The sequence below is a fragment of the Pseudomonas sp. MM227 genome, from assembly GCF_947090715.1.
Classification (GTDB): domain Bacteria; phylum Pseudomonadota; class Gammaproteobacteria; order Pseudomonadales; family Pseudomonadaceae; genus Aquipseudomonas; species Aquipseudomonas baltica.
In genome coordinates this window covers 2,315,256-2,330,976 of sequence record NZ_OX352319.1, presented here as the reverse complement: position 1 = coordinate 2,330,976, position 15,721 = coordinate 2,315,256, and the positions used below count along the sequence as shown (strand labels likewise).

Here is a 15,721-nt window from a genome sequence, read left to right as displayed (position 1 = left end):
CTCAAGCTCCTGGACGGCTCAGCGGTGGGCGCGGTTGAAGTGTTTTTCCAGGCGGGCCTGGACCGTTTCCAGAACGATCGACAGCAACCAGTACAGCACCGCGGCGGTGATCAGCATCTCCAGATGGCGAAACTCCGCGCGGCCCTGGGTGCGTGCCAGAAACATCAACTCCCAGACGCCGATCACCGACACCAGCGAGCTGTCCTTGAGCATGGAGATGAACTGGTTGCCGGTGGGCGGGATGATCAGGCGCATGGACTGCGGCAGAATCACCCGCAACATGGTTTGCAGTGGCGACAGGCCAATGGCCCTGGACGCCTCCCATTGCCCGCGCGGAATGCTGCTGATGCCGGCGCGGAAGATTTCGGTCATGTACGCGCCGTAGCACAGCGACAGCGCCAGGATGCCGGCCGGCACGGCACCGACCACATAGCCCAGCTGCGGGATGCCCAGGTAGATGAGGTAGATCTGGATCAGCAGCGGCACCCCACGGAAGAACGAGGTGTAGAAGCTGGCGATCGCGATGGCGAAACCGTTGGACGACAGGCGCGCGGTGGCGCCCAGCAAAGCGAGTACGAACGCGATGGCAATGGAAATTGCAGACACGTAAACCGTCGTGAATACCCCTTGGGTAATCATGAAACCGACTTTGGTGGCGATGAACGCGTAGGAAAGGTCGAAGGTGTCGAAGAACAGCAGGAACATCAGCAACAGCTCGCACCACACCGTGATGATCTGCGCCCGCAAGGGGAACCGTCCCAACACGAACAGGTTCAGCACCAGCGTCAAGGTGAAGGTGACTGCCACGGCCAGGTCACGGGCCAGCGGTGCGTGCAGGTCCAGCAGGATCGGCGCCATCAGACGGCCGAGGCCGCTCTCGCCGAGGCCGGCGAACAGCGTGACGGCGAAGGTGACGGCAGCCACGGTACCCATGAACGTCAGGTTGTCGGTGGCGCGGGGCTTGACGATGTGGTCCTTGAACATGGCATGGACACCTTTGTTGTTGTGTTTTCATTATGGGCGCGCAAAACGCTGGCGAGCACCCTGCGCTTTGCATTGATTCGATGGTAGATCCGGCAGATTTGGCGGGCAGGCCCTGACAAACGCAGTAAAGCGCGAACGATTCGCCGCTCCGGTGGCGTTTTCCACGTCACTGGTACGGCCTGGCTAGGCGCCGTCTGGGCCAACCCCATCGAGGATGAGGCTGCGATAGTGGCCGGGGCTTGCGCCGGTCCACTTGCGAAACGCTTTGTAGAAGGAACTGGCGTCGGCGAAGCCCAGGCGCTCGGCGATGTCTTCGAAGGTCGCTTGCGGCTCGGCCAGCCAGAGCACCGCGCGTTCCCGGCGCACGCTGTCCTTGAGCGCCTGGTAGCCAGCACCCTCCTCGGCCAGGCGCCGACGCAGCGTGGCCACCGAAGCGCCGCACTGGCTGGCCATGGTCTCGATGGCTGGAAACTCTGCGGCCGGCAGATTGCGCAGCCTCTGGCGGATGCGCCAGCCGAGGCTGTCCGGATCGCGGTAGCGCACCAGGATGTTGGCCGGGGCACGGGCAAGAAAACGCCTCAACTCGGTCGCACTGCGCCGCACGGGAATGTCCAGGTGCTCGGCGGCGAAGATGAGCCGGGTGCGGGGTCGTTCGAAGCGCAGGTTGGGCGAGAACATCACCTGATAATCGCCCACGTACCGAGGCGCCGGCCCGCGCAGTTCCATGGCCAGAATCGGAATGCGCCGTCCCGCCAGCCAGCAGGCGATGCCATGCACGATCATCCAATAGGTGAAGCAGGAAAACGCACGTTTGGGTTCGGCGCTGCGTTCGTGGATGACGATCTCGGCCAGCGACTGCTGGGTCGCCAGACGCCCATCGTAGGCGGCCAGCATCAGTGCGAGGAACTCCAGGGCGCGCTGCAGCGCGGCGCCTACCGTGGGCTGATGCATGCAGGCTCGGCACAGAAAAGCGAAGCTGCCACGCCGCAAGGGCCGCGCGTCCATGCCGAAGAATTCGTCGTCGAGCGCCCTGGCCAGTTGTCGCCAGAGCCGAGCGTAGCTGTGCACCGGGATCCGAGCCTGGTCATTGCCCAGCAGCGTGGGGTCGATACCTGCCGACTGCAGCAACGGCTGCAGGGGCAGATGACAGTCACGCACGGCTTCACGCACCAGGTGAATCGAGATCGTATCGCGCAGCGATGGAGCGTCGAGCGGGTTTCGGGTCAGGTTCACTCATCCTCGCTAACCGCTTCTGGGCGAAACGGACCGAACGGCCTGTAGGGCACTCATTGCCCTACCCTTGCGGCCGTCAGTTCTAATCCATCCGTTGGCGCCGAGCAAGCATCCTGACCAAAGACCTGCCTAGTAGACGCATTCGACGGCAATGGCCGTTGCTTCACCGCCGCCAATACAGATCGCGGCGATGCCGCGCCGCAGGTTGCGCTGGCGCAGTGCCGCCAGCAGCGTGACGACGATACGGGCACCCGATGCACCGATGGGGTGACCGAGTGCGCAGGCGCCGCCATTGACGTTGACTTTGTGCGCCGGCAATTCCAGCGCCTGCATGGCGGCCAGGGTGACCACGGCGAAGGCCTCGTTGATCTCGAACAGGTCGACCTCGTCCAACGTCCACCCGGTGCTGTCCACCAGCTTGCGGATGGCGCCGATGGGCGCGACCGGAAACAGGTGCGGGGCGTCGGCGAAGGCCGCGTGCCCGTGGATGATCGCCAGCGGTTCGAGGCCACGTACCTGCGCCTGGCTGCGACGCATCAGCAGCAGCGCGGCGGCGCCATCGGAAATGGAGCTGGAATTGGCCGCCGTTACCGTGCCGCCCTCGCGAAACGCAGGCCTGAGCGAGGCGATCTTCTCCGGATTGGCCTTGGGCGGTTGCTCGTCGTCGCTGATCAGCAGCGGCTGTTTGTTGCGCATCACCTTCACCGGCACGATCTGCGAAGCGAAGCTGCCATCGGCGATGGCCTGGCGCGCGCGTGTCAACGAAGCCAGGGCGAATTCATCCTGCACCTGACGACTGAAACCGTGGGCCTGGGCGCAGTCTTCGGCGAAGGTGCCCATCAGTCGTCCGGGTTCGTAGGCATCTTCCAGGCCATCGAGGAACATGTGGTCGAGTACCCGGCCATGCCCCATGCGATAGCCGTCGCGCGCGCGGTCCAGCAGATACGGCGCGTTGGACATGCTTTCCATGCCACCGGCCACTACCACGCGGGCACTGCCCGCCAACAATGCGTCATGCCCCATGATCATGGCCTGCATGCCCGACCCGCACATCTTGTTCAAGGTGGTGCAGGTGGTAGCGTGGGACAGCCCGGCACCGAGTGCCGCCTGCCGCGCCGGTGCCTGGCCGAGCCCGGCCGGCAGCACGCAGCCGAACAGCACCTGGTCGACGGCACTGGCATCGACACCGGCACGCTCGACGGCGGCGGCAATGGCGGCGGCGCCCAATTGCGGTGCGGTCAAGCTGCGCAAATCGCCCTGGAACCCGCCCATGGGCGTGCGTACGGCACTGACGATGACGATCGGATCTTCATGCATGGGTGTTCTCCCTTGATCTGCCCTGCCCCGGCTCACTTGGCCGCCATGCGCAGCGCGCCGTCGAGACGGATCACCTCGCCGTTGAGCATGCTGTTTTCTATGATGTGGCACACCAGTGCCGCGTATTCGTCCGGCTTGCCCAGGCGCGGCGGAAACGGCACGTCGGCGCTCAGCGCGGCGCGCACGTCGTCGCTCATGCCGGCCATCATCGGCGTCTCGAAAATGCCTGGCGCGATGGTCATCACGCGAATGCCATAGCGGGCCAGCTCGCGCGCCGCCGGCAAGGTCATGCTCGCCACCGCGCCCTTGGAAGCGGCATAGGCTGCCTGGCCGACCTGCCCATCGAAGGCAGCCACCGAGGCGGTGTTGATGATCACCCCGCGTTCGCCCTCGGCGTTTGCAGTGCTCTTGGCAATGGCCTCGGCGGCCAGGCGCAGCAGGTTGAAGGTACCGATCAGGTTGATGTTGATGATGCGACTGAAGCCCTCCAGCGAATGAGCGCCCTGCTTGCCGAGGATCTTCTCGCCGGCGACCACGCCGGCGCAATTGACCAGGCCGTGCAGTTCGCCAAAGCTGTGCAGGGCCATGTCCACGGCCGCCTGGGCGGCGTCGGCCTGGGTTATGTCGGCCACTGCAAAGGCCGCCTCCAGCTCGCTCGCTTGGGCCTGCAGCGCCTCGGCGTTGAGGTCGACCAGCAGCAAACGGGCGCCAGCCCGGGCAAGCATCCGTGCGGTGGCGGCGCCCAGGCCGGAGGCGGCGCCGCTGACCATGAAAACCTTGTCTTGAATGTGCATGAAGCTGTCTCCCTGTCAGGCGCTGGGCGCCTGCTGCTTGGCGATTTCCTGGTTGCGCAGGATGAAGCGCTGCAATTTGCCACTCGGCGTTTTCGGCAGCTGCTCGACGAATTCGATGTCCCGCGGATAGGCATGGGCCGCCAGCCGTTGGCGGACGTGCAAGCGCAGGGTCTCGGCCAACTCGGGGCCGGCTTCGAAACCCGCCTGCAACACCACGAACGCCTTGATCACTTCGGTACGCTCGGCATCCGGTTTGCCGACGACGGCGGCCTCGACCACGGCAGGGTGTTCGATCAACGCGCTTTCCACGTCGAACGGCCCCACCCGATAGCCTGAAGTGGTGATGACATCGTCATTGCGGCCAACGAAACTGATGCTGCCGTCCGCATTGAGCTCTACCGTGTCACCGCTCAGGTAATACTTGCCTTTGAACGCCTTGGTCGGCATGCCCAGGTAGCCGCCGAACCAGCACAGCGGCGAGCGTTCGCGATCCACGGCGAGCACGCCCGGTTGTCCGGCTTCCAGCTCCTGCAACCGAGCGTCGAGCACCACGATGCGATGGCCGGGCACGGCAAAGCCGGCAGAGCCCTCGCGAACGGGATGGTCGAGACCGTGATGGTTGCACAGAACCATGCCCAACTCGGTCTGGCCATAGTGGTCATGGACCACCACACCCAGCTGCTCGGCGAACCAGCGGATCACCTGCGGATTGAGCGGCTCTCCGGCACTGCTGGCGATGCGCAGACGGCCGCGCACACCGGCCGCGAAACGTTCGCCGGCCGCAATCAGCATGCGGTACGCGGTGGGCGACCCGGCGAGGTTGGTGATCGCGTACTTGTCGATCACCCGGCAGGTGCTGTCCACGGTGAAGCCGCCGTCGTAGAACAGCGTGGCATGCCCCAAAGCCAGCGGACCGGCGACCGCATAGTAAAGCCCGTAGGCCCAGCCCGGATCGGCCAGGTTCCAGAAGCGATCTTCGGCGCGCAATTGCACGGCGTCGCGCAGGTAACCCTTGAAGGCCAGCAGCGCCCGCAGCGGCACTTCCAGGGGTTTGGCCGGGCCGGTGGTACCCGAGGTGCACATCAGCATGAACGGCGCGTTGCCATCGAGCAGCGTCGGCGGGCACTCCTCGCTCTGCTGCTTGAGGGCGGTCCAGAAATCCTGTTCATCCGCAGTTGGCGAAGCGCAGCCCACGGTCAACACACCGGGACGGCATTCGACCTCATCGAGCTTGGGCCGATTGTGCAGGTCGGTGACGACCCAGCGCGCCTGCGAGCACTGCAGGCGCTGTTCGATGGCCTTGGGGCCGAAGGCGGTGAACAAGGGCTGGTAGACGGCGCCGATGCGCCAGGTACCCAGGATGGCGATCAGCAATTCGACGGTGCGAGGCATCAGCCCGGCAATGCGATCCCCGGGCTTGACGCCCTGGTTGCGCAGAAAGTTGCCAAACTGCGCTGCATGGGCCTGCAGTTGTTCGAAGGTGTACTGCGTGGCAACGCCGTGCTGCGACTCGCAATACAGGGCAACCGCCTGCTGGCCGAGGTGGCGATCGCAGCATTCGACGCAGGCGTTGAGCTGATCGAGGGTGCCGTGCAGATCCTGCGCGGCGGTGTCCAGGTAATCGAAAGCCTGGGCGGTACTGGAATAATCGCGCATCACATGTCCCTGCTTGTTGTTATGGGATCTTGTTGATCTGGGCTCGTTGCGACCTCAAGGGCACCGCTCGATAGTGATCCGCGGACGGCTTCGCGACAATGTTGTCAGCGCTCAGGCTGAGTGAGCGGTTTAGCCACCAGGGGCCGGATCAGGTTTCCTGACTCTGCTGCGCCTTGGCTTGAGCGCGTGTTGCTGGATCAGCTGTTGTTCCAGGATGTCGGCGCGCGCTTGCTGCGCGGTGGCGGCCTGCAACGCCGCCTCCTGCGCCTCGCGGGCACTTCGCAGCTGGGTTTCGAGCTGCTGCAGCGCGTGTTGCCCCTGCTCGGCGGCCAGCGCCGACCGTGCTTCCCTGGCGGCTGCTTGAAGTTGCGCGTCACCGAGCGCGCTGCGGGTTTCCTCCAGACGCTTTTGCAAGGCTTCGAGCTGTTTCTGTTGCTCGCGAGCTTCGAGCTGGCGCGCTTTCAGGTCTTCACGGGCGCGGTCGACCTCACGGTGCGAGCGCTCCTCGACGCCGCGCACGTAGGCCTCCTGGGCCAGGCGATTGTGCTCGGCCTGCTGCCGCTGATCGCGCAAGGCCTGTTGCAAGGCCGCAACATCGGCTTGCAGCTCGCTTCGCGCGCCTTGCAGTTCGACACGCTGCTGCTGCAAGTCTTCGATCTGCACCTGACGCTGCGCCAACAGCTTGTCCAGGTCGGCCAGCCGGGTTGCGGCGTTTTCCCGGGCCGTTTCAGCCTCGCTCACCTGCCGCCGGGCCAGTGCGATATCGCGGCGGGCCTGTTCTTCCACCCCTGCAACCCGCTCGTATTCGGCCGCCAATACTTCGCGCTGGGCCGCGACCGAGTGTTCGACCACCCCTTGGGCGAGCACGCTTGCCTGTTGCCAGACGGCCACGAATGCCTGCGCCACCTCGGCAGGCAGCCCCGGCAGGCGGGTCTCGCCCCGCAGCCGTTGCGCCAGTTGCTCCCACCACTGATCGAGCAACGCGCCTACTCGCGCCGGGCTACCCCGGCCCAGCTCGAGGCGCACGCGCTCTACGGTCGGCCGCTCGCCGCGGGCCAGCACGGCGTCCGCTGCGGCAAATACGTCGGTTTCCGGTACGCCCACTGCCATGCCACACACTCCACTGGATTAGGTATGATAATGAAAGATTATCCGACTCTAAATAACGAATTCCTAAAATATAATACGTTGAACGTAATGAAAAATACATTTGATGTTGCGCTAATCGAAACCCAGCCCCTGGATCTGCACTTTCTGGCAGAAAACACTGCACACGCGGCTCAAGCGTTCATCGCAGCAGGAACCGCTGCCAACACGGTCCGCAGCTATCGCAGCGCACTGGGTTATTGGTCAGCGTGGTTGAAGTTGCGCTATGGACATGTGTTGGGAGATGCGCCGTTGCCTGCGGCCGTGGCGATTCAGTTCGTCCTCGATCATCTGGCGCGACCCGTCGAGGACGGCAGCTGGAGTCACCTGCTGCCGGTTGCCATCGACCACGCACTGGTCGATGGCCGGGCCAAGTCCCGCCTGGGCCCGCTGGCCTATAGCACCGTTCAGCATCGGCTGGCGGTGCTGGGCAAGTGGCACCGGGTCAAGGGCTGGGATAGCCCGACCGATATGCCTGCGCTGAAAACGCTGCTGCGCAGCGCGCAGAAGGCCCAGGTACGTCAGGGCGTGACCGTACGCAAGAAAACCGCCATGGCCTTGGAGCCCCTGCAGGCCATGCTGGCCACCTGCACAGACGGCGTGCGCGGCATACGTGACCGCGCCCTGCTCCTGCTGGCCTGGAGTGGCGGCGGCAGACGCCGCTCCGAAGTGGTCGCGCTGCAGGTAGGCGACGTGCGTCGGCTGGATGTAGACACTTGGGTCTATAGCCTGGGCGCTACCAAGACCGATACAGCCGGCGCACGGCGCGAGAAACCGTTGCGCGGCCCTGCCGCCCATGCGCTGGCCGCGTGGCTGGCCGCCGCGCCAGCGACTACAGGTCCGCTGTTCCGACGTCTGTACCGTGGCGACAAGGTGGCCAGCCAGGGGCTTGGCGGCGACCAGGTGGCCCGCATCGTCAAGCGGCGGGCCCAACTCGCAGGCCTGGAGGGGGATTGGGCGGCACACAGCTTGCGCTCGGGCTTCGTCACCGAGGCCGGTCGCCAGGGCGTGCCGTTGGGAGACGTGATGGCGATGACCGAGCACCGCAGCGTGGCGACGGTGATGGGTTACTTCCAGGCCGGGTCGCTGCTGGGGAGCAAGGCGGCGGACCTGATCAAGAGCGACGACTAGCTCCGGGCCAAGACAAGGATGTCGCAACCGGATGTTGAAACTTCTGCGGAAACATCGGCTCCGGCGCCGGTCAATAGCATGTCAACGCTGACATTTTGGCTGAACCAGAGCCTTATTCGACCATCAAGGATAATTATCATGACCACTTCCAAGCTGCTGCCCCGCCTCGCTCTTGCTGCCCTGTGCGCGCTGAGTGTGCCTGCCTTCGCAGCCCAGACCGACACCAAGGAAGAAAGCGTGACCCTGGATCGTCCGGGCAATGGCATGCACGAAATCAAGGAAGGCGACAAGGTGCCGGATTCCTACAAGCGCAAGGAACTGGCGATCGACCCGGCCAAGCACGGCCTGGCGCAGCCTGAAGAGAATGAACAGTGGGTCGAGATCAAAGACAAGTACGTACGCGTGAACATCCCGAACGGCACCATCGTGGAAATGATCGACAAGTCTTCGGTCAAGAAGTGAGATTTGCGCTCTAGTCCGGGTATTCCAGGATGTCTGGGCCGGTAATAACGCGTTGTTTCATCGCAGCCGGTGACCGCTCCTACAGGTAGGAGCGGTCACCGGCCGCGAACCAGGCGCCGCGGTCTGCCAGGCGCTACGCGCTAGGTGCGTCTGGCGTAGAGCAAGGGCAACACCGTGGTCGACTTGATGCGCTCCATGGCAAAGGTCGAGCTGATGTCGGTGATCCCCTCTACCTGGATCAGCCGCTTGTACACAGCGTCGTACCCGGCGATATCAGGCACCACGATGCGCAGCATGTAGTCCGTATCCCCTGCCATTCGATAGCATTCCACGACCTCGGGCAGTTCGCCGATAACGGTGTGGAAGTCAGCCAGCCACTGGGCATTATGTCGCTGCGTGCGCAGCTCGGCGAACACCGTCACGGCCACATTCAACGCACTGGCATCGAGCAGTGCGACCCGCTGGGTGATCACGCCCTGCTGTTCCATCTTCTGTATGCGGCGCCAGCAGGCGGTACCACCCAGACCAATCTGCTCGGCAATGTCTGCCAGCGGGCGAGTGCAATCGGCCTGGAGTATCTCGAGGATTGCCATGTCGAACTTGTCCACGGTGGGTCAGGCCTGCTTGAGTGATTGATAGGGGTGAGCATGGATGCAATGTTATTCTCTTTTATGACCACTCCAGGCAAATTCTTTGCTCTAAAGCAGGTTGGGCTAGCCTAGAAGTCAATTTTTTTCCCTCCATGCATGGCTAACATAGGCAGCACTGAATCAGACCTGGTCGACACGCCATGCCCACCCTCCCCGTATACCTGGATTACGCCGCCACCACGCCCATCGACGATCACGTGGTCAAAGCCATGCTCGCCTGCATGGGGCGCGATGCGCTGTTCGGCAACCCTGCATCGAGTGCCCACGCCTACGGCCAGCAGGCACGCCAAGCCGTCGAATTGGCCAGGCGGCAAGTGGCGGAACTGCTCAATGCTCCCGCCGAAGACATCGTCTGGACTTCAGGCGCGACCGAGTCGAACAACCTGGCGATCAAGGGCTGCACCCGTCCGGGTGACCATATCGTCACCAGCGTGCTGGAGCACAAGGCCGTCATCGACACCGTGCGCGAGCAACACGCCGCTGGCTGCGAAGTCACCTGGCTCACTCCGGACGCCAACGGCCTCATCCAACCGGAGGCCGTTGCTCGAGCGCTGCGAGCCAATACCCGGGTGGTGTCGCTGATGTGGGTCAACAACGAACTGGGCACCCTGACCGATATCGCCCGAGTCGCGCAGCTGGTGAAGGACCACGGCGCACTGCTCCATGTGGACGCCGCCCAGGCGGCCGGCAAGGTCGACATCGATTTGTCCGGCATGGCCATCGACCTGCTGTCCCTGTCGGCGCACAAGCTTTACGGCCCCAAGGGCATCGGCGCCCTGTACGTCGGACCGCGAGCGCGACCTTCGTTGCGCGCCCAGATGCATGGCGGTGGCCATGAGCAGGGCCTGCGCTCGGGCACCTTGCCCACCCACCAGATCGTTGGCATGGGTGCGGCATTTGCCCAGGCCTCGGCGCAGATGCACGCCGATAACGCGCACATCGCGCAACTGGCCCAGGGCTTGCGCGAAGGGTTGCTGGCGTTGACCGGTGTAACGCTCCATGGCTGCGCGGAGCAGCGGATTCCCCATACCTTGAACGTCTGCATCGCCAGCCCGTCTTTTTCAATGCAGGCCGTTGCTGGCCGTATCGCGGTGTCGTCGACCTCCGCCTGCAATTCGGCAAGTGCCACGGCATCCCACGTGTTGCTGGCACTGGGCTTGAGCCAGGCTCAGGCTGTGAACAGCTTGCGAGTGAGTCTGGGCCGCTACAGCACCCAGGAGGATGTCGACCAGGCCATTGCCGTGATCGCCGCCGCCCTGCAGGCCCCCGCGCCATTCTGGTGAAATCGAAGGCCTGGTAACCGCGTCGTTCTTTTCGCGGCCACAGACCGCTCTTACGGCATGAGTGTCCCGTAGGAGCGGTCCGCGGCCGCGAAAAGGGCGCCGCGCAGTGACTAACGTCCCACGATGAAGGGTTCGTAGCCATAACCCGCCCTGGGAGCATCAGAAAATCTCCAAACTACCGTTCGTCGGCTTCAGGGCACCGACGATGGCAATCCGATGCCCAAATCTTCGTACCGATTCCTATAACGGAGAAATACCATGGTCACTCGCACGATCACTCGCTTTGCCCTTGTTGGCCTGCTGTCTGCCACCAGTATGTATGCGTTGGCCGGTTCGGTGCCTCCAGGCAAGGAACCCACCCCTTCGACTCCAAGCACCAGCACCGACACCCGCACTGGCAACCAGATGGGCAACGGTCGCGCAAACGATGCCAACAGCAGCAGCGGCAGCACCACGTCGGGTACCCCGAACGGCCAGGGCACATTCAGCAACGGCACCGGCAACAGCAGCGGCGCCAACAGTGGCTCGATGGGTTCGGGTTCCGGTAACGGCGCAAGCTCGGGCAAAGGTGCAGGCAGCGGCGCAGGCGGTAGCAGCGGTAACTGATTCTGAGGCAGACGGGCACCAGGTGCCCCTGCCGACAGCGTTACCGAAATCGAAGGCGGGTGGGTGTCAGAAGGTGCGTACAACCGCATCAGGACATGCCACCCGTTTTCACATCCCTCACATACAGCGTCTTTTTCGGTATTCTTCCGGTCCCATCGCCCCAGCGCGGCGCCTTGCCCGCACGGCTCGATCCCATCTGACCAGGAAGCCTCATGTCCCAGATCATCCTCATACTCAACGGCCCCAATCTCAACATGCTGGGTTTGCGCGAACCTGCGGTCTACGGCCATGAAACCCTGGCCGATGTCGAAGCCATGGCCGTGCAGAGCGGACAGGAACTGGGCTTTGCGGTCGAATGCCGCCAGACCAATCATGAAGGACAGATGATCGACTGGATCCATCAGGCCCGCCAGCGCGTTGCCGGCATCGTCATCAACCCGGGTGCCTGGACCCATACCTCGATCGCCATTCATGACGCCCTGATTGCCTGCGAAGTGCCAGTGCTGGAAGTGCATATTTCCAACGTTCATCGGCGCGAGGAATTTCGCCATCAATCATTCGTATCGAAGGTAGCAGTGGGCGTCATTGCCGGCTTCGGTACCCACGGCTACAAGCTGGCCATTGCCCACTTCGGCAAACTGCTCGGCGGCAAGACGTCCATCTGATCCGGTTTTTTTACCGCTTTCTGAATCTGTTTTTACTTGCCTCCAACGCTCATAATCACCTGAACGAAATTTCATTTTCTGGAGGTGTGTCATGGACGGTGTGATCATGTTGACCATCATAACCGCGACCCTGGGTTCGTTCGGTTACGTCATGTACCTGATCCATAAAGAGAGCAAGGAAAACAAATAGGCCGCCGAGTCTGACTGGGCGGCCTGGTCACACTCGCTCGCGAGCGTCTACTTGATGAAGTTGTCGACCAGCATGTGCGCCACATCGTCGGCGCGACCGCTGAGCATGGCCTTGGCCGAATACAGGGCCATATTGGACACCTGCGAGAACTCGATCTTCGGTGGCATCACCAGTTCTTCGGGATTGACCTTTACATCCAGCAGCGCCGGGCCAGGATGGTTCAGGAAGCGCTGCACCGCCGCTTCGAGGCTGGCGCCATCGGACACCTGCTCACCGTAGAAGCCCATGACTTCAGCCAATTTGGCGAAGTCCGGGTTGTGCAGGTCGGTGAAGTTATCCAGCAAGCCTTCAACCTTCTGTTCGATCTGGACGAAGTTCAATGAACTGTTGTTGAACACTACCACCTTGATCGGCAGCTTTTCCTGAACGGCTGTGAGCAGATCACCCAGCAGCATGGCCAAGCCACCGTCGCCCGACAGCGAAATGACCTGGCGTTGCGGGTAGGCTTTCTGCAGGCCCAGTGCCTGGGGCATGGCATTGGCCATGGTGCCGTGGCGCAGGCTGGTGAGCGTACGGCGCTGACCGTTGGTGTTGATGTGACGCAGCACCCAGACCATGGGTGAGCCACCGTCGGCGGTGAACAGCGCGTCTTCGCTGGCGTGTTTGTCCAACAGGTGGGTCAGGTACTGCGGGTGAATCAGATGCCCGTCGGTATGGCGCTGGTCATGGGCCAGGGTCTTCAAGGTTTTCTGCCGCACCTTCAGGCAGTCTTCCAGGAAGCTGTGTTCGCTACGCTCGGCCAGCAGTGGCAACAACGCCTGCAAGGTCGGCAGGACGTCGCCCACCACCCCCAGTTCGATCGGGTGGCGACGACCCAAGTGAGCGCCTTTGCGGTCGACCTGAACGATCCGCGCATTCTGCGGGTAGAACTGGCCCCAGGCGAAGTCGGCGCCCAGCAGCAGCAAGGTGTCGCACTCCATCATCGCGTGGTAGCCGGATTCGACCCCGAACACGCCGGTCATGCCCATGTTGTATGGGTTGTCGTATTCGACGAAGTCCTTGGCCCGTGAGGTGTGGGCAATGGGCGCCTTGAGTCGGTGAGCCAGCTCGATCAGCTCGTCGTGGGCACCTTCACAGCCGACCCCGGCGTAGATCGCGATCTTCTTGCCTTCGGCAAGAATGGCGGCGATCTCGGCCAGTTCGTCGGGGCTGGGTTGCAGTACCGGACGAGGCTGGTGAACGCTGAACGGGCGGTCATTCTTGACCTCCGCAGCACTGATGTCCGATGGCAGGATGATCACCGCCACTCCCCCTTCGTTCAAGGCGGTTTGCGCGGCCAGGGTAGTCACTCGGCGCGCCTGCTCCGGCGTGTACACCTGTTCGCAGAACACCGTGCAACTGCCGTAGATGGCCTTGAAGTCCACTTCCTGGGGAAAGTCCATGCCCAGCTCGCTGGTCACGATCTGGCTGGCAATCAGCACCATGGACGCCTTGTTGCGCTGGGCTTCGAAGATACCGTTGATGAAATGCAGGCCACCGGGGCCGCAGGAACCGGCGCAGGCCGTCAGTCGACCGCTGATGAACGACTCGGCGCCCGCGGCGAATGCCGCAGCTTCTTCATGGCGCACGTGGACCCATTCGATCTCGCTGCGCTTGATCGCGTCGGTGACGTGGTTGAGCGTGTCGCCGACGATGCCGTAGCAGTTGCGAACCCCGGCCTGCTGCAGGGTCTGGATCACGATGTCGGCTACTTTCTTGCTGGCCATGGAGGCCTCCTGGTCAGAGAGTCATGCTGCTTAGGCTTGAGCTCGCGCAGGGAGTTCAGCCCGGCTGGTGCCGCCGAGCTGCAACCACATGACCGGTCGACGACGTTGCCCGGCGCGCAGGATCATGCTTTATTGGCGGCCTTTTTCAGTGTTCAAGGCCATTGCCATGTCTGCTCGCAAGTTGCTCAGCGCCGCCCTGCTCGTTCTCGTATCGCCCCTGGCCATGGCACACGCCCATCTGACCCACCCTGTGCCCGCCGCGGATACCACCGTCGTTGCCCCGGCGCAATTGAGCCTGGGTTTTTCCGAAGCCATTGAACTGGGTTTCAGCCAGGTGAGCGTGACTGCGGCGGACGGCGACGCGGTAGCCTTGCAGCCCTTGGCCAGTGCTGCGGGAGATGCCAAGACCCTTGTGATCAAACCTGCCGCGCCCCTGGCAGCGGGTCAGTACACGGTGCACTGGCAGGTCGTGTCGGTGGATACCCACAAAAGTGCGGGTGAATACAGCTTCACCGTGAGTCCGTGACCATGAGTGTATTGATCGCTCTGCGTTTCCTGCATTTCACCAGCCTGATGCTGGTGTTCGGTGCGTGCATGTTTCGCCCGTTGCTGCTCGTGCACCCCAGCCAGGTGGGTCGGTTGCGTAACCTGATCGATCCGTTGGTGTGCCTGCTGGCTGCACTGGCCCTGATCAGCGGCGTGGCCTGGCTGTTCGCCGTGGCTTATGAGCTGGGCGGCTCGCTGGACATGGCGCTGGTTCGACGGGTGCTGGCGGAAACCTTCTTCGGCAAGGTCTGGACGCTGCATCTGTTTGCCTGCGTGGCGGTCCTGGTGTGTCTGCGCCTTCCCCATCCGAAACTGCAAGTAGTGGCCAGGCCCTTGAGTGCACTGGCGCTGGCAACGCTCGCGCCGGTAGGCCACGCAGCCATGCTCGAAGGCGCCGCTGGCACCTGGCTGGTGATCAATCAGTTGATCCACCTGCTGTGCGTCGGTGCCTGGCTGGGCGGTCTGATGTTGCTGATGTTCGTACTGGCTCGACCGGGCGACCAAGACTTGCGCGTGGTGCTCGGTCGCTTCAGTGGCGTGGGGTGTGTGCTGGTGGCCGGGATGTTGATAACCGGACTCATCAACACCCGGGCGCTGACCGGGACGTTCCTCCCGCTGCCTGGCCAATCCGGGTTCGCCACAGTACTGGCGATCAAGCTGGCGCTGGTGTTGGCCATGCTTGGCCTGGCCCTGTGGCACCGGCGTCAATTGGCCCGGGGCCCGCTGGACATCCATGGGTTCAAGCGTACTGTCACCCTCGAATGGGCGTGCGGGCTGGGCGCCGTGGCTGCAGTGGCTTTGCTCGGCACCCTGGCGCCTACGCCGCTGACTTGAGCCATCCCTGGCGCAGACAAAAAAAAGGGTCGTGCTCCCCTGCAAGAGCACGACCCTCAAGATCTTTCCGGCTTCAAACTTGACAAGACACCACGGTATAAGACGTGAATGCGTGATCAGTATGCGAGGCGTTTGTTACAGTTTAGCGATGGACACTTCAGTCGATTTCACGAAAGCGATGACTTCGCTGCCGATCTGCAATTCCAGCTCGTGCACCGAACGCGTGGTGATCACCGAGGTGACGATACCGGCCGGGGTCTGCACGTCGATTTCCGAGACGACCGGCCCTTCGATGATTTCCTTGACGGTGCCCTTGAACTGGTTGCGTACGTTGATCGCTTTGATGGTCATGCAGTCATCCTCGTTAGACATTCGGTCGCACCGCAGTGCGTGAGGTAGAGATTGCACCTACAACCGGATATTTAAAAAGAATGAATAATGCTTTTTATATGCCTTCA

General features: G+C 63.0%; 16 protein-coding genes. 7 read left to right on the top strand and 9 right to left on the bottom strand.

The genetic code is table 11. From position 1 onward, the window contains the following. Positions 1-18 precede the first annotated feature (18 nt). The 6 genes from ONG87_RS10490 to ONG87_RS10465 form a co-directional block, all read right to left on the bottom strand. Entirely contained in the window at positions 19-984 is a 966-nt protein-coding gene (locus tag ONG87_RS10490) for an amino acid ABC transporter permease (protein WP_192136823.1), read from the bottom strand. Between the two features lie 183 nt (positions 985-1,167). Next, positions 1,168-2,217 carry an AraC family transcriptional regulator gene (locus ONG87_RS10485; RefSeq protein WP_264381181.1) on the bottom strand — a complete coding sequence of 350 codons (1,050 nt, stop codon included), beginning with the start codon at positions 2,215-2,217 and terminating at the stop codon, positions 1,168-1,170. Between the two features lie 129 nt (positions 2,218-2,346). Next, positions 2,347-3,534 (bottom strand): acetyl-CoA C-acyltransferase, encoded by a 1,188-nt coding sequence (locus tag ONG87_RS10480; RefSeq protein WP_264381180.1) that lies wholly within the window; start codon positions 3,532-3,534, stop codon positions 2,347-2,349. A gap of 32 nt (positions 3,535-3,566) precedes the next feature. Beyond that, a complete protein-coding gene (locus tag ONG87_RS10475; protein ID WP_264381179.1) occupies positions 3,567-4,328 on the bottom strand; it encodes an SDR family NAD(P)-dependent oxidoreductase in 762 nt (253 codons plus the stop codon). Positions 4,329-4,343: 15 nt separating this feature from the next. Further along, entirely contained in the window at positions 4,344-5,984 is a 1,641-nt protein-coding gene (locus ONG87_RS10470; RefSeq protein ID WP_264381178.1) for an AMP-binding protein, read from the bottom strand. Between the two features lie 129 nt (positions 5,985-6,113). Further along, positions 6,114-7,094, bottom strand: coding sequence for a DNA-binding protein (locus ONG87_RS10465; RefSeq protein ID WP_264381177.1), 981 nt, complete (start codon positions 7,092-7,094; stop codon positions 6,114-6,116). Positions 7,095-7,172: 78 nt separating this feature from the next. On the opposite strand from ONG87_RS10465, the gene ONG87_RS10460 reads away from it, so the two are divergent. Both ONG87_RS10460 and ONG87_RS10455 read left to right on the top strand, forming a co-directional pair. Beyond that, a complete protein-coding gene (locus tag ONG87_RS10460) occupies positions 7,173-8,261 on the top strand; it encodes a site-specific integrase (protein ID WP_264381176.1) in 1,089 nt (362 codons plus the stop codon). A gap of 138 nt (positions 8,262-8,399) precedes the next feature. Further along, the gene (locus tag ONG87_RS10455; protein ID WP_163007563.1) at positions 8,400-8,723 is read left to right on the top strand and encodes an RcnB family protein; all 324 of its coding nucleotides are present in this window, start codon (positions 8,400-8,402) and stop codon (positions 8,721-8,723) included. 140 nt (positions 8,724-8,863) lie between these two features. Here the strand turns inward: ONG87_RS10455 and ONG87_RS10450 are convergent, their stop codons facing one another. Further along, positions 8,864-9,331, bottom strand: coding sequence for an Lrp/AsnC family transcriptional regulator (locus ONG87_RS10450; RefSeq protein ID WP_264381175.1), 468 nt, complete (start codon positions 9,329-9,331; stop codon positions 8,864-8,866). Positions 9,332-9,513: 182 nt separating this feature from the next. On the opposite strand from ONG87_RS10450, the gene ONG87_RS10445 reads away from it, so the two are divergent. The 3 genes from ONG87_RS10445 to aroQ all read left to right on the top strand — a co-directional run bounded on the left by ONG87_RS10445 (position 9,514) and on the right by aroQ (position 11,927). Further along, positions 9,514-10,656, top strand: coding sequence for a cysteine desulfurase family protein (locus ONG87_RS10445; RefSeq protein WP_185793334.1), 1,143 nt, complete (start codon positions 9,514-9,516; stop codon positions 10,654-10,656). 258 nt (positions 10,657-10,914) lie between these two features. After that, a complete protein-coding gene (locus ONG87_RS10440; RefSeq protein WP_192101998.1) occupies positions 10,915-11,262 on the top strand; it encodes a hypothetical protein in 348 nt (115 codons plus the stop codon). Positions 11,263-11,474: 212 nt separating this feature from the next. Beyond that, positions 11,475-11,927, top strand: a complete 453-nt coding sequence (gene aroQ, locus ONG87_RS10435; RefSeq protein WP_264381174.1) for a type II 3-dehydroquinate dehydratase — start codon at positions 11,475-11,477, stop codon at positions 11,925-11,927. Between the two features lie 237 nt (positions 11,928-12,164). Here the strand turns inward: aroQ and ONG87_RS10430 are convergent, their stop codons facing one another. Further along, complete coding sequence (locus ONG87_RS10430) at positions 12,165-13,883, bottom strand: thiamine pyrophosphate-dependent enzyme (protein ID WP_264381173.1); 1,719 nt, start codon at positions 13,881-13,883, stop codon at positions 12,165-12,167. Between the two features lie 166 nt (positions 13,884-14,049). Here ONG87_RS10430 and copC point away from each other — a divergent pair, with 166 nt between their 5' ends. Together copC and copD are read left to right on the top strand one after the other, a co-directional pair. Continuing rightward, positions 14,050-14,409 carry a copper homeostasis periplasmic binding protein CopC gene (gene copC / locus ONG87_RS10425; protein WP_122478272.1) on the top strand — a complete coding sequence of 120 codons (360 nt, stop codon included), beginning with the start codon at positions 14,050-14,052 and terminating at the stop codon, positions 14,407-14,409. Positions 14,410-14,411: 2 nt separating this feature from the next. Continuing rightward, positions 14,412-15,263 carry a copper homeostasis membrane protein CopD gene (gene copD, locus ONG87_RS10420; RefSeq protein ID WP_264381172.1) on the top strand — a complete coding sequence of 284 codons (852 nt, stop codon included), beginning with the start codon at positions 14,412-14,414 and terminating at the stop codon, positions 15,261-15,263. A gap of 135 nt (positions 15,264-15,398) precedes the next feature. Here the strand turns inward: copD and ONG87_RS10415 are convergent, their stop codons facing one another. Next, positions 15,399-15,614: a molybdopterin-binding protein gene (locus ONG87_RS10415; RefSeq protein WP_043189662.1), complete on the bottom strand. Its 216-nt coding sequence runs from the start codon at positions 15,612-15,614 to the stop codon at positions 15,399-15,401. Positions 15,615-15,721: the final 107 nt, after the last annotated feature.

Bases quoted from the DNA above. Each gene is read 5' to 3' on its own strand.
- ONG87_RS10475 (WP_264381179.1), bottom strand. From the start codon at position 4,328: ATGCACATTCAAGACAAGGTTTTCATGGTCAGCGGCGCCGCCTCCGGC.
- ONG87_RS10480 (WP_264381180.1), bottom strand. From the start codon at position 3,534: ATGCATGAAGATCCGATCGTCATCGTCAGTGCCGTACGCACGCCCATG.
- ONG87_RS10465 (WP_264381177.1), bottom strand. From the start codon at position 7,094: ATGGCAGTGGGCGTACCGGAAACCGACGTATTTGCCGCAGCGGACGCC.
- copC (WP_122478272.1), top strand. From the start codon at position 14,050: ATGTCTGCTCGCAAGTTGCTCAGCGCCGCCCTGCTCGTTCTCGTATCG.
- ONG87_RS10470 (WP_264381178.1), bottom strand. From the start codon at position 5,984: ATGCGCGATTATTCCAGTACCGCCCAGGCTTTCGATTACCTGGACACC.
- ONG87_RS10430 (WP_264381173.1), bottom strand. From the start codon at position 13,883: ATGGCCAGCAAGAAAGTAGCCGACATCGTGATCCAGACCCTGCAGCAG.
- aroQ (WP_264381174.1), top strand. From the start codon at position 11,475: ATGTCCCAGATCATCCTCATACTCAACGGCCCCAATCTCAACATGCTG.
- ONG87_RS10440 (WP_192101998.1), top strand. From the start codon at position 10,915: ATGGTCACTCGCACGATCACTCGCTTTGCCCTTGTTGGCCTGCTGTCT.
- ONG87_RS10415 (WP_043189662.1), bottom strand. From the start codon at position 15,614: ATGACCATCAAAGCGATCAACGTACGCAACCAGTTCAAGGGCACCGTC.
- ONG87_RS10490 (WP_192136823.1), bottom strand. From the start codon at position 984: ATGTTCAAGGACCACATCGTCAAGCCCCGCGCCACCGACAACCTGACG.
- ONG87_RS10445 (WP_185793334.1), top strand. From the start codon at position 9,514: ATGCCCACCCTCCCCGTATACCTGGATTACGCCGCCACCACGCCCATC.
- copD (WP_264381172.1), top strand. From the start codon at position 14,412: ATGAGTGTATTGATCGCTCTGCGTTTCCTGCATTTCACCAGCCTGATG.
- ONG87_RS10455 (WP_163007563.1), top strand. From the start codon at position 8,400: ATGACCACTTCCAAGCTGCTGCCCCGCCTCGCTCTTGCTGCCCTGTGC.